Annotated in this window: 20 protein-coding genes; all 20 read right to left on the bottom strand. The window is 34.8% G+C overall.

What is annotated here, in order from left to right; genetic code table 11:
• Nucleotides 1–14: 14 nt before the first annotated feature.
• Nucleotides 15–1091: an EpsG family protein gene (locus ACGLXV_RS03815; protein ID WP_391557571.1), complete on the bottom strand. Its 1077-nt coding sequence runs from the start codon at nt 1089–1091 to the stop codon at nt 15–17.
• A 40-nt stretch (nt 1092–1131) separates the two neighbouring features.
• A complete protein-coding gene (locus ACGLXV_RS03820) occupies nt 1132–2034 on the bottom strand; it encodes a glycosyltransferase family A protein (protein ID WP_391557572.1) in 903 nt (300 codons plus the stop codon).
• A gap of 2 nt (nt 2035–2036) precedes the next feature.
• Nucleotides 2037–3164 (bottom strand): glycosyltransferase family 1 protein, encoded by a 1128-nt coding sequence (locus tag ACGLXV_RS03825; RefSeq protein ID WP_391557573.1) that lies wholly within the window; start codon nt 3162–3164, stop codon nt 2037–2039.
• A 10-nt stretch (nt 3165–3174) separates the two neighbouring features.
• Nucleotides 3175–4239: a glycosyltransferase family 2 protein gene (locus ACGLXV_RS03830; RefSeq protein WP_391557574.1), complete on the bottom strand. Its 1065-nt coding sequence runs from the start codon at nt 4237–4239 to the stop codon at nt 3175–3177.
• The gene (locus ACGLXV_RS03835; RefSeq protein WP_391557575.1) at nt 4202–5368 is read right to left on the bottom strand and encodes a glycosyltransferase family 4 protein; all 1167 of its coding nucleotides are present in this window, start codon (nt 5366–5368) and stop codon (nt 4202–4204) included. Before ACGLXV_RS03835 ends, ACGLXV_RS03830 begins: the two co-directional genes overlap by 38 nt.
• Nucleotides 5369–5375: 7 nt before the next feature.
• On the bottom strand, nt 5376–6257 hold the full coding sequence (galU, locus tag ACGLXV_RS03840) for a UTP--glucose-1-phosphate uridylyltransferase GalU (protein WP_391557576.1): 882 nt from the start codon (nt 6255–6257) through the stop codon (nt 5376–5378).
• A gap of 14 nt (nt 6258–6271) precedes the next feature.
• On the bottom strand, nt 6272–8104 hold the full coding sequence (locus tag ACGLXV_RS03845; protein WP_391557577.1) for a polysaccharide biosynthesis protein: 1833 nt from the start codon (nt 8102–8104) through the stop codon (nt 6272–6274).
• A 28-nt stretch (nt 8105–8132) separates the two neighbouring features.
• A complete protein-coding gene (locus tag ACGLXV_RS03850; RefSeq protein WP_391557578.1) occupies nt 8133–8276 on the bottom strand; it encodes a hypothetical protein in 144 nt (47 codons plus the stop codon).
• A gap of 260 nt (nt 8277–8536) precedes the next feature.
• Entirely contained in the window at nt 8537–9199 is a 663-nt protein-coding gene (locus ACGLXV_RS03855; protein WP_391557579.1) for a CpsD/CapB family tyrosine-protein kinase, read from the bottom strand.
• Nucleotides 9189–9908 (bottom strand): YveK family protein, encoded by a 720-nt coding sequence (locus ACGLXV_RS03860; protein WP_391557580.1) that lies wholly within the window; start codon nt 9906–9908, stop codon nt 9189–9191. Before ACGLXV_RS03860 ends, ACGLXV_RS03855 begins: the two co-directional genes overlap by 11 nt.
• A gap of 184 nt (nt 9909–10092) precedes the next feature.
• Entirely contained in the window at nt 10093–11892 is a 1800-nt protein-coding gene (locus ACGLXV_RS03865; protein WP_391557581.1) for an ABC transporter ATP-binding protein, read from the bottom strand.
• 16 nt (nt 11893–11908) lie between these two features.
• Nucleotides 11909–13069, bottom strand: coding sequence for a nucleotidyltransferase domain-containing protein (locus ACGLXV_RS03870; RefSeq protein WP_391557582.1), 1161 nt, complete (start codon nt 13067–13069; stop codon nt 11909–11911).
• A complete protein-coding gene (locus ACGLXV_RS03875) occupies nt 13069–13536 on the bottom strand; it encodes a lasso peptide biosynthesis B2 protein (RefSeq protein ID WP_391557583.1) in 468 nt (155 codons plus the stop codon). The genes ACGLXV_RS03870 and ACGLXV_RS03875 overlap by 1 nt, the downstream gene beginning before the upstream one ends.
• Nucleotides 13533–13835: a lasso peptide biosynthesis PqqD family chaperone gene (locus tag ACGLXV_RS03880; protein WP_391557584.1), complete on the bottom strand. Its 303-nt coding sequence runs from the start codon at nt 13833–13835 to the stop codon at nt 13533–13535. The genes ACGLXV_RS03875 and ACGLXV_RS03880 overlap by 4 nt, the downstream gene beginning before the upstream one ends.
• Nucleotides 13825–14748 (bottom strand): aldolase, encoded by a 924-nt coding sequence (locus ACGLXV_RS03885; RefSeq protein WP_391557585.1) that lies wholly within the window; start codon nt 14746–14748, stop codon nt 13825–13827. The genes ACGLXV_RS03880 and ACGLXV_RS03885 overlap by 11 nt, the downstream gene beginning before the upstream one ends.
• Before the next feature lie 111 nt (nt 14749–14859).
• Entirely contained in the window at nt 14860–15006 is a 147-nt protein-coding gene (locus tag ACGLXV_RS03890) for a paeninodin family lasso peptide (RefSeq protein WP_391557586.1), read from the bottom strand.
• 15 nt (nt 15007–15021) lie between these two features.
• The gene (locus tag ACGLXV_RS03895) at nt 15022–16962 is read right to left on the bottom strand and encodes an asparagine synthase-related protein (RefSeq protein WP_391557587.1); all 1941 of its coding nucleotides are present in this window, start codon (nt 16960–16962) and stop codon (nt 15022–15024) included.
• A 226-nt stretch (nt 16963–17188) separates the two neighbouring features.
• Complete coding sequence (locus ACGLXV_RS03900; RefSeq protein ID WP_391557588.1) at nt 17189–18049, bottom strand: EamA family transporter; 861 nt, start codon at nt 18047–18049, stop codon at nt 17189–17191.
• Between the two features lie 151 nt (nt 18050–18200).
• Nucleotides 18201–18326: a hypothetical protein gene (locus tag ACGLXV_RS03905; RefSeq protein ID WP_391557589.1), complete on the bottom strand. Its 126-nt coding sequence runs from the start codon at nt 18324–18326 to the stop codon at nt 18201–18203.
• Between the two features lie 221 nt (nt 18327–18547).
• Nucleotides 18548–19555: an aspartate--ammonia ligase gene (asnA, locus tag ACGLXV_RS03910; RefSeq protein WP_391557590.1), complete on the bottom strand. Its 1008-nt coding sequence runs from the start codon at nt 19553–19555 to the stop codon at nt 18548–18550.
• Between the last annotated feature and the right edge of the window lie 119 nt (nt 19556–19674).

Below are 19674 nucleotides of genomic sequence, written 5' to 3' on the forward strand. Positions count from 1 at the left end.
ATGCCTCCTTTAAATCAGAGTCCCCAAAAGCTACTTTTATAGACAATATTTAAACTAATAACTGATTCATAATAGTAGTAAATAAAATAGCAAATTATTAGAGCTATATAAACAAAACGCTGTTCTCTCTCCCTAAATAATTTAACAACCCAAGAAACTAAGATTAGTTGATATAGGTTAAAATAGATGGAGAATCTAGCAAAAATCCAATTCTGTGTTGAAATAATCATAAAGATTAAACCTACTAGTGCCATATTAACAATGTAGTCACTAATAGGGTATATTTTCCTTAATTTTCCCCTACCGACAAATGCTATTACTAGTGGAGCAGCATATACAGCAACTCTTATTATATTTGCTCCACCTTCCTGAAACTCAGAATACTGACCATATTGTGTGTCCTGTATGGCACTAAACAATAATGTAGAAAACTGATTATATCCTAGAACAATGAGCACAGAGAAAAACAGAAGGATAATTGTAGCTCTAGACCAAGCTTTATACCTAACTAGAAAATAAATTGGTAGTAAAACCAAAGCACTTTGATGGAACATTGATGCAAATAGTATAATAATAAAATATGCTATCCAATTCCCATTTATAATAAATTTTGTAGCTGTAAAAATAATAGCTGCTGCTAAAACTTGCCTTATTCCGTTCATAGATACAAGAAATAATCCTCCTGTAATATAAACGTACGTGCTTAATTCAAATAACCTGGAATATTTGGCCAATATAATTACTATCAGTAAATTGGTTATTAAAGCGGTTGTAAATATTAAAATCTGTGGATCGTCTGTAAACTTCTGAAGTATCAATTGAAGTATCCCAAATCCAATATCTTTACCCTCAAGTATATTTTCCCAACTATATTTGGTGATATTGTACGAATGAATATAAAAATACGTATCTCCAATATTTTCTCGAAGCCCTGATATGCCGACAAGTACAAGTATTGTGCCTAAAATTAGTAATTTATTCGGTCTAACATAAATAATACCGAGATCCGAAACAAAATTTCGAGAAGCAAAATACCTTGAAAAAAAGGATAGAATAAATACAAAAAATAGATTTATCCATAATAAAGTCATTAGAATTGCCCTTTCATATGACTATAAACTAAGAAAGCACCTAACTGTTCTGTTTAAAAACTGTGGCCCTACTAGTATTCTTTAAATATAAATAAAGGAGAACACCCATTGGTACTGCCATTAAAGTTAGAGTCTTATTTGGTGATTCGATAATAAATCTTGAATTTTTTATCATTAAACTACTTGATACATAATGAAGGCATTCTCTATAACGCCCAATCAATGTAGGTGAATATTTTATTGCAACCTTTCTAAAAAAAGCAAAACCTCGTGGGTTCTTTCTATATTGATTAATAATATTCATGCTAGAGCCATCCGGCATATATTCAACATAGCAAAGTATTTCATTAAAAATTAATAGAGGGTGTTTTTGATCAACAAGAATATATTTATAACTTAAAGGACAGTATTTTTCATTTTTAAATACTGGGTAAGGTGGAGTGGCTTTAATTACTTCGGTTCTATATACTAGTTTTTTATCCCCTTTAACCCCATACTTACCATAGAGATCTAAGAGAGTTGACTCTTTCACATTTTTCGGCATAACAGTTCCTATAACTTCACCATCTGGGGTTGCATCAAGACCTACAAATCCTGCAAAATTTCCACTACCATTTATCCGCCAAAATGTAATAATTTTTTCAACTGCATCATCAGGTATGTAATCATCTGAATCAATACATACATTAAGTTCTGTATCGATTAATTCATAGGCAGTATTATGAGCACCATGCATACCTTGATTTTCCTGATATACGTATTTTATCGGAACAATTTTTTCCTCAATCCAACTACTTATTAGTTCTTTAGTGTTATCTTTAGATCCATCGTCAACAACTAGCCATATAAAATCCTTACAACTTTGCCTTTTTAAACTCTCATAACATTTATTTAAAGTGTATGCCCTATTAAACGTAGGAGTGAAAATTGTTAAAGTAGTCATTATTATATAACCACCTCTAACTGTGGTTTATTATTTTCAATATAAAAATTCAATAACCACTCTATATTTGTAGAAACATCGTATCCTCTTTCTCTAATCGAATTAATATTAAGGTTTCTATCTCCCTTACATAATAAAATTTTCTCCGCCCATTCTTTTGCAGGAAGTTCTAAGTCTAAAAAATCTACTGAGTTTGTAACGTCGGCTTCGGTTGGTGTTCCAGTAGAAGTAACACACTTTAATCCAGAAGCTTGAGCCTCAATTAGTACTACGCCCAGCCCCTCATACAAGGATGGAAAAACAAATACATCCATAGCTTGCATTAATTCTGCAATATCAGTTCTTAAGCCCAGAAACCTAACTGCATTTGATAGATTTAATTTCTCAACTTTGCGTTTGATTTCGTCTATTAAATCTCCATGACCTATTAAAAGGAGTACTGAATCCTTATCTTTTTTGTAAACTTCATGAAATATATCTACTAAAAAATTGTGATTTTTCTGAGGATTGAATCTCCCAACATGACCAATAACTTTTTTCCCTTCTAAATTAAGAGATTTTCTTACTTCAATTCTTACGGAATCTCTATATGTGAATTCGTTGCAGTTAATAGCATTTTTAAATACTTTCACTTGGTTACTTTGTTGTATTTCTTTTCCAAATAACCATTCTCCAGCTTCTTCTGAGCAAGCAAAATAATGACTCACATTTTTATTTAAAAACATTCTCGCATATAACCTGAATGGATATTTATAATCTAGTGGTAGACCAGCCAAATGGCTATGAGCAATTCTACACGGTATATTTGCTTTATTAGCTGCTCTCAATACAAAAGCACTGTTTTCATTGATATGAGAATGGACTACTCTAAACTCTTTATGCTCCAGGAAAAAGCTATCTAACAATCTAAAATACCTTTTGTAATTTCCTGGTTTAATAGCTGGCATTTGATAAATCCTACCACCTAAGGATTTTATTTCATCATCATAATCGCCCTTTTCTTTTCTATGTACCATAAAATCAAACTGGACCTTGCTCCGATCTATCTGTCGATAGTAATTCATCAACATCGTTTCTAATCCACCACGGTTCATGATGGTTACTACTTGAAGTATTCTTATTGGTTTCACTTCGATCCTCCTATCTTAACGTCTTTCTTAATATGTTTATGGCAACTAATAAACAGTAGTAACCCGCTACAAATCTAGATTTAGCGAAAAAATAAAAGACTTTCCAAACAAATGGAAATTGACTTAAGTCTAAATTAGTAAAGGAACTTCTTATTTGCTGATGTTGTAAGATCCTTTTTATTTTTTTCACCTTTATTGATGCTTGCTGGTTCTGTTCAAATAATTCATTTAGTCCAAGACCAAGAGTATTAAGACAAATTCGGTTACTTAGCGCTTGACTATAAGTATTATCCAGCTCATTCTTTTCAATAAATGTTGATAGCTTATTAAAAAGACATTCCCACTGACTCAGTAAATTAGGTTTATAATTAGAGGTTAAAGAAGTACTGTTGTCTCTCCAGTAGTGATAAAGATACTTATTGATGTATACAAAGTTTTGTGTAAAGTACATAACCTCTATATTGAATAAAGAATCTTCATTAGTTCCTATCTCTTGTAAGTCAGTAAATACTATTTTATTATCAAGAATTAAGTTAGCATTATAGAGCTTTGACCAGACGGTACCCCATGCATCAAGTAATTCTGGATTCCTTACTTCTTCTCCTAATGGTCCTATTAATCTTCTAAGTACTTTTTTATGAACTTCTTCACCGGTAAACTTCACTTGTTCAGGCATATGAAACTGCTTTTTTTTTGAATGACTACCAAATTCTCTAATATAACTACACATAACAACATCGGCTTCTTCAACTTGAGCAGTTTTATATAGTTCTTCATACATATGTTTATCAATCCAATCATCTGGATCAACAAAACCTATATATTCTCCAGTAACTTGTTTCAATCCAGTGTTTCTAGCTGCGGATACTCCACCATTTTTTTTATTTATGACTTTGAATCGTGGATCCGATTTTTGGTAATCTAGTAAGATTTCGTAGGACCTATCGGTTGAGCCATCATTGACAGCAATGACCTCAATTTCCTTTATTGATTGATTTAAGATACTGTCTAAGCATCTTCTTAGATATTTATCCACATTATATATAGGCACGATTATACTTACTTTCGGCTTCACGACGTTCCTCCGCAATATAGTTTGAATACACTTCTTTTATTTCTGCACTAACTTGGTCTAATGAAAACTTTTTTACTAATTTAACGCTAGCAGTTCCCATTTTTCCTCGCATATCCACCGAATTATATAGCTTCAATATTTTCGAGCCAAAATCTTGAAAGTTGTCATTTACAACTGTAAATCCATTTATACCATCACTTACTAACTCTATATGTCCCCTATTAACACTAGCTATAACTGGTAATCCACATGCCATTGCTTCCATGATATTCACAGGAAGTCCCTCTCTTTTGCTAGACGCAACGACAATATCACTCATTTTTAATAAAGATTCGATATCCCTACGGTATCCTAAAAAATCTATCATACATAGAACATTTAGCTTTTCTGCTAGCTGTTTGCTTTGCTCGAGCAGAGGTCCTTCTCCCGCTAACAGTAATCTCGCTTTAGGGATCTGCTCCTTAACATGAGCAAGTGCATGAATTAGAAGCTGCTGATTCTTATTTGTATTAAACTCCGCCGCGTAAAACATTAAAAAAGCATCGTTATCATAACGATGCTCTGCCCTTAACACTTCTTTATGAAAGTTGGATACTGGTGTATACCGTTCTGTATCCACCCCCACCCCATGTACATGTTCAATTAGCTTTGCTTTGAACTGATGGGAGGTGGCTAAGTTATAATCTTCTTCATTAATCGTAATTAAACAGTCCGTTAAGTAAGATAATATTCTCTCAATAGGGTAGTAGACCATCCAGTTAGGAATGGGTGCTCCCTTACAAAAATGAAACCCATGTGCGGTGTAAATCACTTTTGTCCCTTTCTGTCTTGCGGAACGAGCTGCTAGTCTAGCAAGCACTCCTCCCATTGGTGTATGACAGTGTATGAGTTGATACCCATTTCGATCTATAACCTCTTTTAGTTGGTTATACGCAGCTATGTTTTTTCTATGAAAAGGTGACCGTTGTATCGGGAGATTGAACTTTTTATCTACAAATGGTAGTTCGATTGTTCCAGATGCAGCTACATGAACATCCCACCCTTGTTCCTTGAACCACTTTAAATAGGGTAGGTGGAATGCGCTGAAATGATAGTCAACAGTCGCACAGAACAACACTTTTCTTTTCATAGGACACCTACTTTATTAGTTGTCTATCCAGCACAGCTGATAGATAGTTTAATAGGTCGGAACGTAGCTCTTCTTTTTGAAGGGCAAATTCAATCGTAGTTTGAATAAAGCCCATCTTTTCTCCTACATCATGGCGAGTTCCTTCAAAATCATAAGCATAAACTGCCTCATATCGATTTAGCCCTGCGATGGCATCTGTCAACTGAATTTCTCCACCTGCTCCAGGTCCTTGGTCTCCTAAAATATCAAAAATTCTAGGATTTAAGATGTATCGACCCATAATAGCTAGATTTGAAGGAGCCTCCTCCATCTTAGGCTTCTCTACTAGGCTATTCACACTAAAGAATCTTTCACCAATTTCATTGCCGTTAACAATACCATAGCGCGATACTTCTTCCATTGGAATTTTTTGTACTCCTAGAACGGAAGCCTGATATCTTTCGTATTGATCGATTAATTGTTTTAAACATGGCTTTTCTGCTTGAACGATATCGTCTCCAAGAAGAACAGCGAATGGTTCATTTCCAATGAATTTTCTCGCACACCAAATAGCGTGACCTAATCCCTTTGGCTCCTTTTGACGGATATAATGGATATCTGCCATTTGTGAGGATTTTTGCACCTCACTTAGTAACTCAAACTTTCCTTTTTCAATTAAATTTTGTTCTAGTTCAAAAGAGTTATCAAAGTGATCCTCAATGGCACGTTTTCCTTTACCTGTTACAATGATGATGTCTTCGATTCCAGAAGCAACCGCTTCTTCAATAATATATTGAATAGTTGGCTTATCAACGATTGGTAGCATTTCCTTTGGCATTGCTTTGGTTGCTGGAAGGAATCGAGTTCCTAATCCTGCTGCTGGAATGATTGCCTTTTTTACTTTTTTCATTTGTTTCCCCTTTCTTATCCTGAAATAGATACAACAGTAGCTTTCTTTCTCTTCACCTTATTGTTCGCTAGGTTAATTAACACTTCTTTTAACGTTTCTTTCTCCATCGTGTGGAAAGTTTGAACAATCTTATCAATATCCTCGAGATAAAGCTTAGCCGGCTTTCCTATATATATATTCGGAAATACTTGTTTTTCCTGTACTTCATCGTCCTTTAAGAGCTCTTCAAACAACTTCTCACCAGGGCGGATTCCTGTAAATTCAATTCCTATTTCTTCTATTGTATAGCCTGATAGCTTGATTAAATTCTTGGCCAAGTCTACAATTTTTACGGGTTCTCCCATATCTAATACGAAGATCTCTCCACCACGCGCTAGTGCACCTGCTTGAATGACTAGTCGAGAGGCTTCTGGAATGGTCATAAAATATCGAATCATATCCGGATGTGTGACCGTAACTGGTCCACCTTTGGCTATCTGTTTTTTAAATAATGGTATGACACTGCCACGGCTTCCCAGTACATTTCCAAAACGAACAGCAACAAATTTCGTCTTACTTTTTTGATCCATGTTTTGAACAATCATCTCTGCAAGTCTTTTCGTTGCTCCCATCACACTCGTTGGATTCACAGCCTTATCTGTTGAAACCATGACAAAGGTTTCAACCCCATGCCAGCTAGCTGCTTCCGCCACATTTCTTGTACCAATAATATTATTTTTGACTGCTTCCTCTGGATTTCGCTCCATTAACGGAACATGCTTATGAGCTGCTGCGTGATAGACTACTGCAGGATGGTGAGTTCCCATCACATTCATCATTTTCTTTGCATCCTGTAAGTCAGCAATTTCCGTAACATACTCAATTGGGAGGTTCCCAAACTTCTCTTTAAGCTCTTGCTCAATGGAATAAATACTATTTTCACCGTGACCGAGTAACACAAGTTTCTTTGGTGAGAACAAGGATATCTGTCTGCACAGTTCTGATCCAATGGAACCGCCCGCTCCAGTTACTAGTACGACCCGATCCGTAACATATTCCGAGATTCGATCCATATCAAGAACGACAGGACTACGCCCTAGTAAGTCCTCTACCTCAACATCCCGAATACCACTAACAGACACTCTACCCGTCACAATGTCCTCTAACATTGGAAGGATTTGTGTTTTCGCCTTTGTTTTCGCACATTCTTGAAAAATGGTGTTCAAGTCTTTTCTTCCTAAAGAAGGAATGGCAATAATGATATTATCTATACCTAGTGAATCGACTGTTTTAGTTATTTGATCGATGCTCCCGACTACTGGAATCCCGAGGATGTCCAATTGATGTTTGTTGAGATCATCATCAATAAATGCAACTGGTTGTAATACTGAATCACTACTTCTTAGTAATTGTCTTGCCACCATTGTTCCAGCAGAACCTGCTCCTATAATTAAAGTTCGCATTTTTTCCTCAGTGGATTGTAAATAATTATCACGATAAATTCTCCAACAGAATCTTGATCCTCCAATCATAGACATATGTAGAAGCCATGTTACGGCCAAAAGTCGGAAGAAGATTTCACCAAGCATAATCTGTTGAGTAAGTGCTGCTGTAAGTATAGACAACGTCACGACTTTACATATGATGATCATTTCTCCTACACTTGCATATTCCCATGCCTTTTTATAAACATGTAAAAGCAATGAATAGACATGATGACTAAGCACGATAGCTAATGAGCTTAATACAATTGGAGATGTGATGACACCAGTACTTGCATTTGTAAGGAAGAACCCAAAGAAGATGGCTGTTAATACAATGAAGGAATCAATTAATATAAATAATGACAATCGCTTCTTATAAGACAATTTCTATCCCCCCTATTCGTCTTACTTTTTAATCTAATGTCACACTTCTTCGTTGAATGGCATAGTCAATGATCTTTCTAATTTCTTCTAGCTGCTCACGTGTTGCTTCTTGTTTTATGTACCTCACCGTCTTTTTAAGTGACTTCGGAAACTTATCAATATTACCCAACACTGATCGAACTCCTTAGGAATAAAATAAAAAACTTAACTATACGTTTTTCTGTGTAAAAGCGTATAGTTAAGTTTTTTAATAATAAAACAGGGCATCTAACCCCACCTCACATCACACTATCGACGACTCGCGTCTAAGGTTTTCCACCCACAGCATAACCGAGTGCCTCCATTGATATAGGTAAGGAGACATCACCTTTCATTTGTTTTATTGTGAACAACAATTTCTTAATTGAGAACGAAATATTCAAAAAAAAAAGACTAGCTTACTTGGTTTACAATTACTCCTACTAAAGGAGCCTTCGCAAATTCTAAAACCTTCTTAGATTCTTGAGCTGCCTCCAATTTGGTTTTTTCTTTTTGTACAACTAGAATGACTCCGTCACACAAGTTTGCTAGTACCTTGGTGTCTGTTACCTCAAGTACTGATGGTGAATCAACCAAAATAAGGTCATAGAGTGGTTTTATATGTGATAACAATTCTTTCATTTTCTCTGATTCAAGTAGCTCTGCAGGATCCAATGGGATAGGTCCACTTGTTAATAAATCAAGATTATTGATATTACATTTTGTAATTGCTTCACAAAGAGGTGTTTTCTCACTTAAGACATCTGTCAATCCAACTTCATTAGTTACTTTAAATAGTTGGTGAATAGTTGGATTTCTAAGGTTTCCATCAATAAGCAAGACTTTTTCTTTTTGTTGAGCAATGGAAATAGCTGTATTAGCAATAATGGTTGATTTTCCTTCAGATTGCCCTGGAGAGCTAACCACAAGCAAATTGTTTTTCTCATCTTCATTTAGGAAGTGAATATTCGTTCTTATTGTTCGAAACTGTTCAGAAATGATTGATTCAGGATTTGAGTAGGTAATTAAGTTCCTTTTCTTAATCTTAGTTAATTGTTTACGTCTACTAAATACCAATAGAATCACCTCGATTATTCACGTTTATCTTTTTGGTTTTGTTAATATTCTTTTTGGACATTATGGACACACTTCCTAAAATAGGGACTTCTAGAAGTTCCTCAACCTCCTGCTCTGAGCGAATGGATTCATCAAGCGAGTCAACTAAGAATATTAAGCCAATCCCTATGACAATTCCTCCGATAATAGCAGCCCCCAATATCTTATTTTCATTACTCTCATTAATAGGGATTGGATTTACCTGTGCATCCGAGAGTACTCTAACATCATCAAAATCCATAATATTAGGAATCTCTTGAATAAAGACACTAGCAGTTGTATTGGCAATTTCTGCTGCTAGTACAGGGTTTACATCAATTACACTGATTTTTACCACTTGAGTCTCATCAATACTTCCAACTTGTATACTTTGAGCTAAAGATTCTGGTGTTCTTTCAATACCAAGTTGAGTAATTACCTTCTCTAATACCGTTTTGTCCTTAATGATTACTTCAAGTGTCTTTCGTTGTCCTCCATCAGCATTAATAATAATATTTGTAGATGAACTATATAACAGCGTTGTTTGATTAATTGAACTGTAAAAATAACCAAACAGTGCTGCTAGTATAGTGATGGTTATTCCGATCCAAGCACGTTTCTTTAAAACTCCGAGTATCTCTTTTAAATTTATTTCCTTTGCCATGCGTCGATCATTTTGAAAACGCCCCATACATACCACCTTGTTCTCTTTGTATTGTATAGTTCTAAATAAAGAACAACTGCTACAAAAAAATAGATTTCCTGTGTGGAATCTTCTTTTTTGAACTAATATTCTTTATAATAAATATATTAGTTCTTTAAAGAGAACAAGTCAACATAATTCTAATTTAAATTTCTTTAAGAAAGTGTAAATATTAAAGGGTTGCTTCAAGTTGTTTTCCAAGTAAATGACTAAACATACCTTTTCTATCTCCGGCTAATTGATTATATTCTCCAATTTGAATAATTTGCCCTTGGTCGAGTACAATGACTTGATCTGCATTTTTTATTGTTGATAAACGGTGAGCTATAATGATAATAGTCATTTTCCCTCTAAGTTTCTCAAGAGTCTTTTGTATTTTCCATTCATTTTCTGAGTCTAATGCACTTGTTGCTTCATCTAAAACTAAAATAGTTGGCTTCCTAAGGATAGCGCGGGCCAAGACTATTCTTTGTCTTTCCCCTCCTGATAACCTTATTCCTCTATCTCCAATAATAGTGTCAATCCCCTTAGGTAATTCTTTAACAAAATCGGCAGCTGAGGAAAATTCTAAAGCTTCCCAAAGTTCTTCCTCTGATGCATTTGGTTTAACCATCAAAAGGTTTGATCTTATTGATCCATTAAAAAGAAATGGGTCTTGTGGAACATACCCCATGGATTTTCTAAGTGAGAAGATTTTATTCCTTGAAATAGGTACTCCATCAATTAAGATTTCCCCAGTTTCTGGCTTATTAAGCCCCATTACTAAATCAACAAGTGTACTCTTACCTGCTCCAGATGGTCCGACAATAGCAGTCGTATGATTTGCCTTTATAGAAAGATTAATGCTCTTTAATGCGTATACGTTTTTACTTCGATCATACCTAAAAAAAATATTATTGCATTTTATCTCTTTCTTTATTTCAATATTCTTTATTTCAGTCTCATTACCATCTATTAGTTCTGCCGCAGCAGTGCTTTCCTCTTTTAACTTAATTAGATTTTCGAAAGATGGAATTAATGTATTAAATTGTTCTAAATTAAACTGAATGGATGTAATTCGTGGCCATAATCGAGAAAAAATTAATAAGATTAACATTAAATGAGTTGAATCTGCCTGAAACATATTAATTGAAAAATAAGCAAAAATTGCAATCATAAAAGCAGAAAAGACCTTAAAAATAAACTGAGTGTTTGTTCTTAGTCTAAGTAATTCTAATACGTTACTCTCAATATCCATACTTATGGAATGAATCCATTTCGTATGGTTGATTTCTAAGTTGTTACTCTTAATATCTTTAATTCCATTTAATTGGTCACTTACACTTCCTAAATAAGTTTTTGATAACTCTACTGTTTGAACCCCTAGTTTGCTATTTTTTCTCAGAAATTTCTTTGAAAATAAAAGAAGGATGAATCCTAGTAATAAGATAGATAGTGTTAATTTAACCGACAAAAATAATGCAATACTAATTTGGATCAATGTAAAAACGATAGAAGATAAAAATTGTAAAAACATTTGAGTCCCACCTGCAACACGGGATAATTCAGTAGTTAGTGAATTTATTATATCTGACTTTCTAGACCCTAAGAAAAACTCCCAGTTTGCATTTAATACTCCCTCGTGCGTTTCTTGTCTGAGATGCCTAATAAACCCTTGTTGAATCTTTCCACTTAATAGCATCTGTTTTCTTTGAAAGTACGCATGACTAACTAATATTAGAATATAAGTTCCTAGAATGATTGGTAATCCAAGGCTATTAGGAAAATGAGCAAAGAGATCATTGACCAAGTTAAAGGGATACTCTTCTTTCATATTTAACTCCATAAGCCCCGATACACTTAAAAAGGGAATCAATAAAAATATCCCAACCCCTTCTGTTAAGCTAATCAATGTCATACCTATAAGGTTCCAATATAACTTTGTTCCAGCAAATAGATGAATCTTTTTGGTGAAATATAATATTCTTTTCATCTTAATGCTCCTTTAATCAACTAAGACTCTTTTTCCTTAAGGCCCATAATAGAGGTCGTAGCGGAAAGTATAGAATATGTAGTTGTTTTGGTAATGGAAGTGTCTCAACATCTATAGGATAAGGATGTAAGTGACTTAGTAAAGTTAAAAACTTTTGACTAGGAGACATTAAATCAAATAGGTGTTTTTTATGATAATTGGATATCTCTAGTGGTAACGGATCAGAGTGTAAATTGACCATTCTCTCTATATAAAACATGGCTGCTTGTGCTAGTTTATTTGATTTTTCATCAGATATTAACAAACTAAGCTCATTGGTAGTTTTCGTATTAAATAGGTTCTTAGATAAAATTAGTGCCTGCCCAGCTAGGTGAACTAACTTATACCTGTTTAAGTAAGCTATTGAAGCATCCCAATTGATATTTTTTGAAGTTAAATAATGAATATCGAGTAACCATCTAAGTCTTGACCACCCGTGTCTAGCACCATGAGTAACTAAAAATAAAAACATATCTTCCTCACCTAATTGAAAAGCATAGTTTGAAGATATTTGGCACTTTTTCCTTCTTTCCCACAGTTCTTTGAAAGTAGGTTCCTTTGCTGGTCCAGGATTTAACCTCCAATGAATTTCAAGTTTAACGTTTGTATTTGGGTTTATAAAGGTAAAATGATGGTGTCTCCATTTCCAGTCGTTTAATACCGTCTTTATATAATCATCCTTTTCAAAACCTAAACTAACTATCAAACTCTCAACCTTCTCTAACTCATCTATAGATATGAGAATATCTAAATCACTGGATGTACGAAGATTAACATCACCATAAATAAAACTTCCAAGAAACGGTCCTTTTAGAAAGATTGACTTAATGTCATTTTTCATAAAGATTTTAGCCAACTTATCCATCTCACCTGATAGGTGTAACATTTGGAATGTGTTGTACACATAGTAATTTTTCAGTCTACTTTTTATATGGGGTGGTAATTTTTCTCCATCATACTTCTCTAATATTGGATAAATATATGGATGTAATCTATGATGAAGGATAAGTTCAACAAATATATTCCAATCAACAGAATCCTTAACTTCGTTATCAATAAGAGCTTTACTATTAATTATATTTGTTATTAGTAATAACTCCTCGGAAACTCCTTTTATGTTTAAGATTGAATTATTCACTAATTGGCTCCTTCAAAACATCTTATTTTTTTTGCAAATTTACCAACTACTGTAAAATCATTCATTGTTTCCTGCCCACTAATATAAATCCTTCCACATCTCAACCAAGCATGCGCAATTAGTTTTCCATTCTTATCCTTTGAAGTCCCTAGATATAGAGTACTTTCTAACTTGCGTCTCTCAAGCATCTTTAATCCTGCTAACGCCCTAACTAGACACATACTCTCCCAAAATGTATACTTACTTGCCAACTGAATTGCTATTGATATTTCTCTAATATCCTTCTCTGACTCCTGAATATCAGATGGTGTTTCATCCACTTCAAGACCGAGTATAGGTACTAGCTCACCAAAAGGCTTCCTTTTCATAATTCTTGCCCATGCTAAAAAAAGAAATGCTTCTAATAGAATTTTCTTAGTTTTACTGTTCATTAATATAAACAGTTTGATCATTCTTAAAATCCTCATGGTAGTTCAATTAACTGTTGTTTCTCAATTAGGCCTTCAGTATAAAGATGGTTTAAAAAAATAAGTGTTTGCTCTTCACAAATTTCCTTTTCAACGTTATACTCTTTCATTAGGTTTTCACATAAATCTTTTACACTCATCGGACTCTCTATGTACTCCCAAATTAATCCGCCCAACTCACCAAGGTTATAATACTTTCCTTTTTCAACATTTAGCATAACCTTTTCTTGACCCATATTACTTACGATATTCCCTTCACTTTGCTTGAAAATATCATTGATACTAATGCTAGCACTCATGATAAATCTCCTTTTCTTTAAGTATGGTAGAAATAACCTCTGATTTAATTAATTCTGCTGTAAAAATCCCTTCAGGACGTTTAATTTGTAATACTGAGATATTGTTTACTAACCGCGTTATACATCTAAAATGCCAGTTTGTTAAACCCATTTTATTCAATAGTTGGTTGCGATAAGTGTGCATACTTAATATGTTTAAGCATTGTAGACCATTTATTGAATCTATTGTAAGTTGCTCTTTATCAGTCTTCCTTAGTTCAAATATCCCCCCAAGAGGCATAGGATCATAACAAAATTTATCTACAACTGGTACACAGTACTTTTTTTCTCTCCCATAAATAGATTGAAAATCTGCAGGTTTTTTACCTATATTACTTAAAGCATCATCCCATAGCTTTTGCTGAGGATATGCGGGGATTACCATAGGCACTAGTTCATCATTTATAGAAATAGGAATAACATCATCTGAAATGAGTTGATAACCATTTTTGATGAAAGTAGCTGCAAGTGTTGACTTTCCAGCACCTTGTTCACCAATAAACAAATACGCTTTTCCATCAATAGCAATAGCACTACCATGTAAGGGGAGAATATTCCTTTGAAAAAGTAGAACTCCCACACATGTTCCTAGTATATATAACTTTACAATTCTTTCATTATAATCATCTAGTGGGTATACCGTAATCTTATTACCTTCCTCTATTTCAAAAATTGCTATATTTTCTATCTTAAATAAAACTCTGTTTTCTTCAAATAACCAGTTTTTTGTAAGTAGTGGTTGCTCTTGTGAATTAGTTTTTAAAATCATTACATCCGCAGCATCAATGTCATGATCATTAGATATCGTATTTTCAAAGAGTTCTTGGAATTTGATATTGCTTCTAATTTTTAAGCCAAATGCTATATAATTCATAGTTCTTCCCACTGTAGATATCACTAATTTCACTCCAAGTTTTCATTTAATTTCAAAACCCTTATACAAAATTGCATGTATAAGGGTATTGGAATTCTTGATAAATAAGTATTAAGACACGTGGTGGTAGCCAGTTTGCCCGTCATGCGGTAGGTTTTCGTTGTAACCTTCATCAAATGAACCCCACGCTCCAGAAGCCATTGTTTCCTTAATATCAAGCACCTCTAAAGATGGTTGTTGCCATTCCTTTTTAACCAATATAATCACCTCCTTTCAAATTATCTTTTTAATAAACCTATAAACTATTAGTGTTCTAAACAAAATCGTAAAGTTTAAATCAAAAATCAGACTAGGTTTAGGACCTTCTTTTAAAACTTCTAAGGCTTTTTTTAACAAAGAGATGTTAGTAATTTCTTTCACTAGACTATCGGAAATAACCAACTCTAACTCTGAAATGAATGCATCCCATTCGTGTTTCATCCTATGTATACTATCTGCTGCTTGTATTCCCCTAACCTTTTGATTTAATCTAACATTATCTGGTAGATATCCTTGTGTTGCTCTTCGGATTAAAGCTCTATTAAACCCGTTCTTCATGAACTGATCATCAGGTATTGACAAGCAGAAATTTATTACCCTTATATCGTTCGTTGGGTCCCTTTTCCATAATGAATTATATAGTGACAACTTGGTACCAATTGTACCAGTTGCATTCCAAGGGAATACCTCTTCAAAGTGCTTTCTTCTACTATTACTTATATTAAAGCTATATGGCTTTTTAATTCTTTCAACTCCATATTGGGCAATTTTATCGTATATTTTTGTTTGATTAGCGAAACTAGAATTTATTAAATCTGGAAACTCAATAACTTGGTTTCTATGAATAATATTTCCAACAGTAGGAAAAGCAATTTTACCAATCTCCGGAAGCAGTCTATACCTACTTCCCTGCATAGTTTTGCTATATAAGTTCAATTCATTAAACAAACGTAACCAGTGCATTTTTTTTAAAAGGTCCGCATAATAACTAAGTCCTGGGCCCCAGGAGATACTTAAATTACCTCTACCTCCATTTAATAGAACCCCTATATTATTCTTTCTTGCTTCTTCAAAAATTCCCCTAATCCAAATGGCATTTCCATAAAATTTAAAAGGCATCTCATTAATAGAAAGAGTTTTGTCTATTTCACTTATAGGGCTCTCACCTTCAAAATCCAGGTAGTGATCTTCTATATTCCCAACAAAATTAACTGTGGACTTTATATAGGGACTCTCATTTGCAGCAAAAGAATTTGAGGTCCAATCAACAAAATCTTTTGGGGGAATATAACTAAAAGTATGTAAACCCTTCTTTTGTTCCTTTAGAGACCTTGAAGCAAAACTAACTACCGCTCCAGAATCTAACCCTCCACTTAGATGAGCTCCTACACCTAAGTGTGTTCGTAATCTATTGTTTACTGAAGTTTTAAACACATCTCGAAAAGCTTCAATATATTCACTATCTGTATTAAATTTCGTTTTATGATCACAATTAATTACTTTGTATCTCTCAATCTTTACTTCATTATTACGAATACTTATTGTATGTGAGGGAGATAATTGCTTAATGTTTTTATAAGCTGTAATAGAAGTATCTACAGTATCATTCATATCTGGAACTGCTAAAAATTCTGCAAGCCATAGATCATCGACTTGCTTCTGTAATCTAGGAGTAGTAAATATTGGCTCTATTGTTGTTGCAAAAACAAATGTTGATGCATTTCTAAAATAATAAAGCGTCCGACTACCCGAAAAATCTCGAGCCCCAAACAATTTCTGCTCTTTCTCATCCCAAATCACATAGGTAAAGTCCCCAACTAAGAATTTTGGCGACTCCTCTCCCCATTTATGATAGGCAAGGAGAATCAGCTGACTGTCTGTAATCTTCTTCCGATCTTCTCTATCAATCTGTAAAAGCTGATAAAGCTCCTCCCTATTGTCGATAATCGCATCTGCCGTGATGGCCAGACGTCTTTCATAGTCATAGAATGGTAGCTGTTCGCCAATGGATTCTGGTGTGATCCATTGAGCATGGCAGCCTAGGAACAGATTATCTTTGTGCCAGGTTTGTATGTCGTTGGCAGGAAATTTTTCTAGAGCTTTCATCATGCCAGTGCTTTGTTCAATTGAGACGGGTTCACCGTTAAGGTTTAAGATTCCAGCAATTGCGCTCATATTTCCTCCTGAATTACTGACAATATGTATTTATGTATATCACACCGTTCTCATTAAAGAACATCTATTGCAAAAAAAATTCACTTTCTAATTTTTCTAAAAGAAACACCTATAAGTTCTTTATTGAGAACTTTATTTGATAAAATAAAAATACCACCTTCTAAACCTTAAGTCAATCACCTTTCACTGAATTTACAAAAAATAAAAAGACATTCAAACGAATGCCTTACAAAATTAATAGAACAGTACCAATCGTTATCAATACCGCTCCAGCAATCGTATTTTTCGACGGCTTCTCCTTCAAAATAATAAAACTTAGCACCATCGTAATAACGACACTGAACTTATCAATCGGTGTGACCACACTCACCTTCCCGAAGGCGAGCGCTGCAAAGTAACATAGCCATGAAAGTCCGGTAGCGGCACCAGATAAAATCAAAAATATGTACGATCGTTTCGAAATGGTTTTTAACTCCTTGCCAGTCTTTTGAAAAAAGACGATGCCCCATGCAAACAGGATGATAACTACGGTTCGGATAAAGGTGGCTACGTTTGAGTCCACATCTTCGATTCCGATCTTTGCTAAAATGTTTGTTAAAGACGCAAAGATGGCTGAGAGTACCGCCAACCAAATATACGATTGACCAACTCGAACTTTTTTCTTTTCTTTATTTCTTCCAATTAATACGAAGGTTCCAACAGAGATAATTACTCCTCCAGCTACGACAAGGGTAGTCGCTGGCTCCTGAAGAACAATAAACGAAAGAATAATCGTTAAAACAACACTTGCTTTATCAATGGGAACGACCTTCGATACATCCCCGATTTGTATCGCTTTGAAAAAGCAAAGCCAGGAAAGTCCTGTTGTTAACCCAGACAGAACGAGGTAAAACAGTGCTTCTCTCGAAACCTCAAACAAGGCATCTATTTGCTTAGTGATAACAACCATGAGAAAAGCCATGATTAATACCACAACAGTTCGTACAGCCGTCGCTAGGTTAGAATTCACATTTTCAATTCCGATTTTTGCTAAAATAGCGGTTAGTGCTGCGAATAAAGCGGCAAGTAAAGCTAAAATAACACTCATTGTATCAGCTCTTTTTCTTTTTATGTACTTACTATCTCACTGTTGGATAATGAAATACTTCTTTAACTTATTTTCGCCAATTACAAATCATTCGTCCAGTTTGTAACAACTTAAAAATAGATTTCTACCATTCTAGTTTTTAGAGAGTGACCTAATTCATCGTCCCAACTTGATTTCGTCCTATTTCTTTCGCTCGGTAAACAGCAAGATCTGCCTGTTCAATCAGCTTTTTTAATTCTTCTTCCCTCATTGTACCTGTTACGCCTCCGCTAAGCATGCCACCTTAAAGGCATTCAGTTCTCTTAAATCTATAATTTCATGGCTCTCCATTGAGTCACCTCCTCTTTTTAGCTTTTGTTTGTACAATACACCCTACCCAAAATTACAGTGTCTGAAGGAGCTGGCTCTTGTCACGATTATAATGACTCGAGTTTAGAAAAGGGCCAAAACGGCATAAAAACAGTCCCAATAAGGGCACGCTTATTGGGACTTCGACAGCTACAGCAGTTGAATATTTGCGTCTCTGCAAGATTGTAAAATCTCTTCATTCCATATGGACACTTGAACCTCACCAATATGTGCTTTTTGCAGGAAAAACATACATAATCTTGATTGGCCGATTCCTCCACCAATGGTGTAAGGAACTTCCTTATTTAAAATGGCTTGGTGAAATTCTAACTGTGCACGATCTTCAGCACCCGCTAGTTTTAACTGCTGTTTCAAGGCTTCTTCATCTACTCGTATCCCCATAGAAGACACTTCAAAAGCCATTTCAAGAATAGGATTCCAAAGGACTATATCTCCATTCAACGTCCAATCGTCATAATCTGGTGAGCGGCCATCGTGTTTGCTGCCTGACTTCAACTCACCGCCAATTTGAGAGATAAACACGGCACCGTATTCCTTTGCAACTATATCTTCTCTTTGCTTTGGTGTTAACTCTGGATATTGATCTTCGAGTTCCTGTGTAGTGACAAAATGAATATTCATCGGAAGTGATGGTGTTAGTTCTGGGAAAAAGTCATTAAGGTAAATCTCTGTAGATCGAAGCACATTATAAATTTTTCGAACCTCCGCTTGCAAGGTTTGGACATTGCGTTGTTCTTTTGTAATGACTTTTTCCCAATCCCATTGGTCCACATACAGGGAATGAAGATTGCTGAGTATTTCGTCGCGGCGAATGGCATTCATATCAGTATACAATCCCTTGCCCAAGCCAATTCCATACTTCGCCAGAGCCAGTCGTTTCCACTTGGCCAATGATTGGACCACTTGGATTTGTGTATCTTCTATATCAAGAGCATCAAAGGAAACCATTCTTTCCACACCATTCAAATTATCGTTAATGCCGTTCCCTTCCTTTACAAGGATCGGTGCCGATACGCGAATCAGATTCAATTCTTCAGCCAAATTACTTTCAAAATAATCCTTCACCTTTTTTATCGCTTGTTCCGTTTGAAGTAAATCGAGCTTTGATTTGTAACCTGCGGGGATTTTCCTTGTCACTTCACATCATCCTCATTCTCTTTAAATTGTAAGCCTACTTCTTCTCTCTTTAGCTTTAAATGGATGAAGGGCATCCACTTCACGTACAGTGTATGAATGTGATGATGGGTGGTGAATGT

Source organism: Robertmurraya sp. (genome assembly GCF_036676585.1).
In the GTDB taxonomy this organism is placed as follows: Bacteria; Bacillota; Bacilli; order Bacillales; family Cytobacillaceae; genus Robertmurraya_A.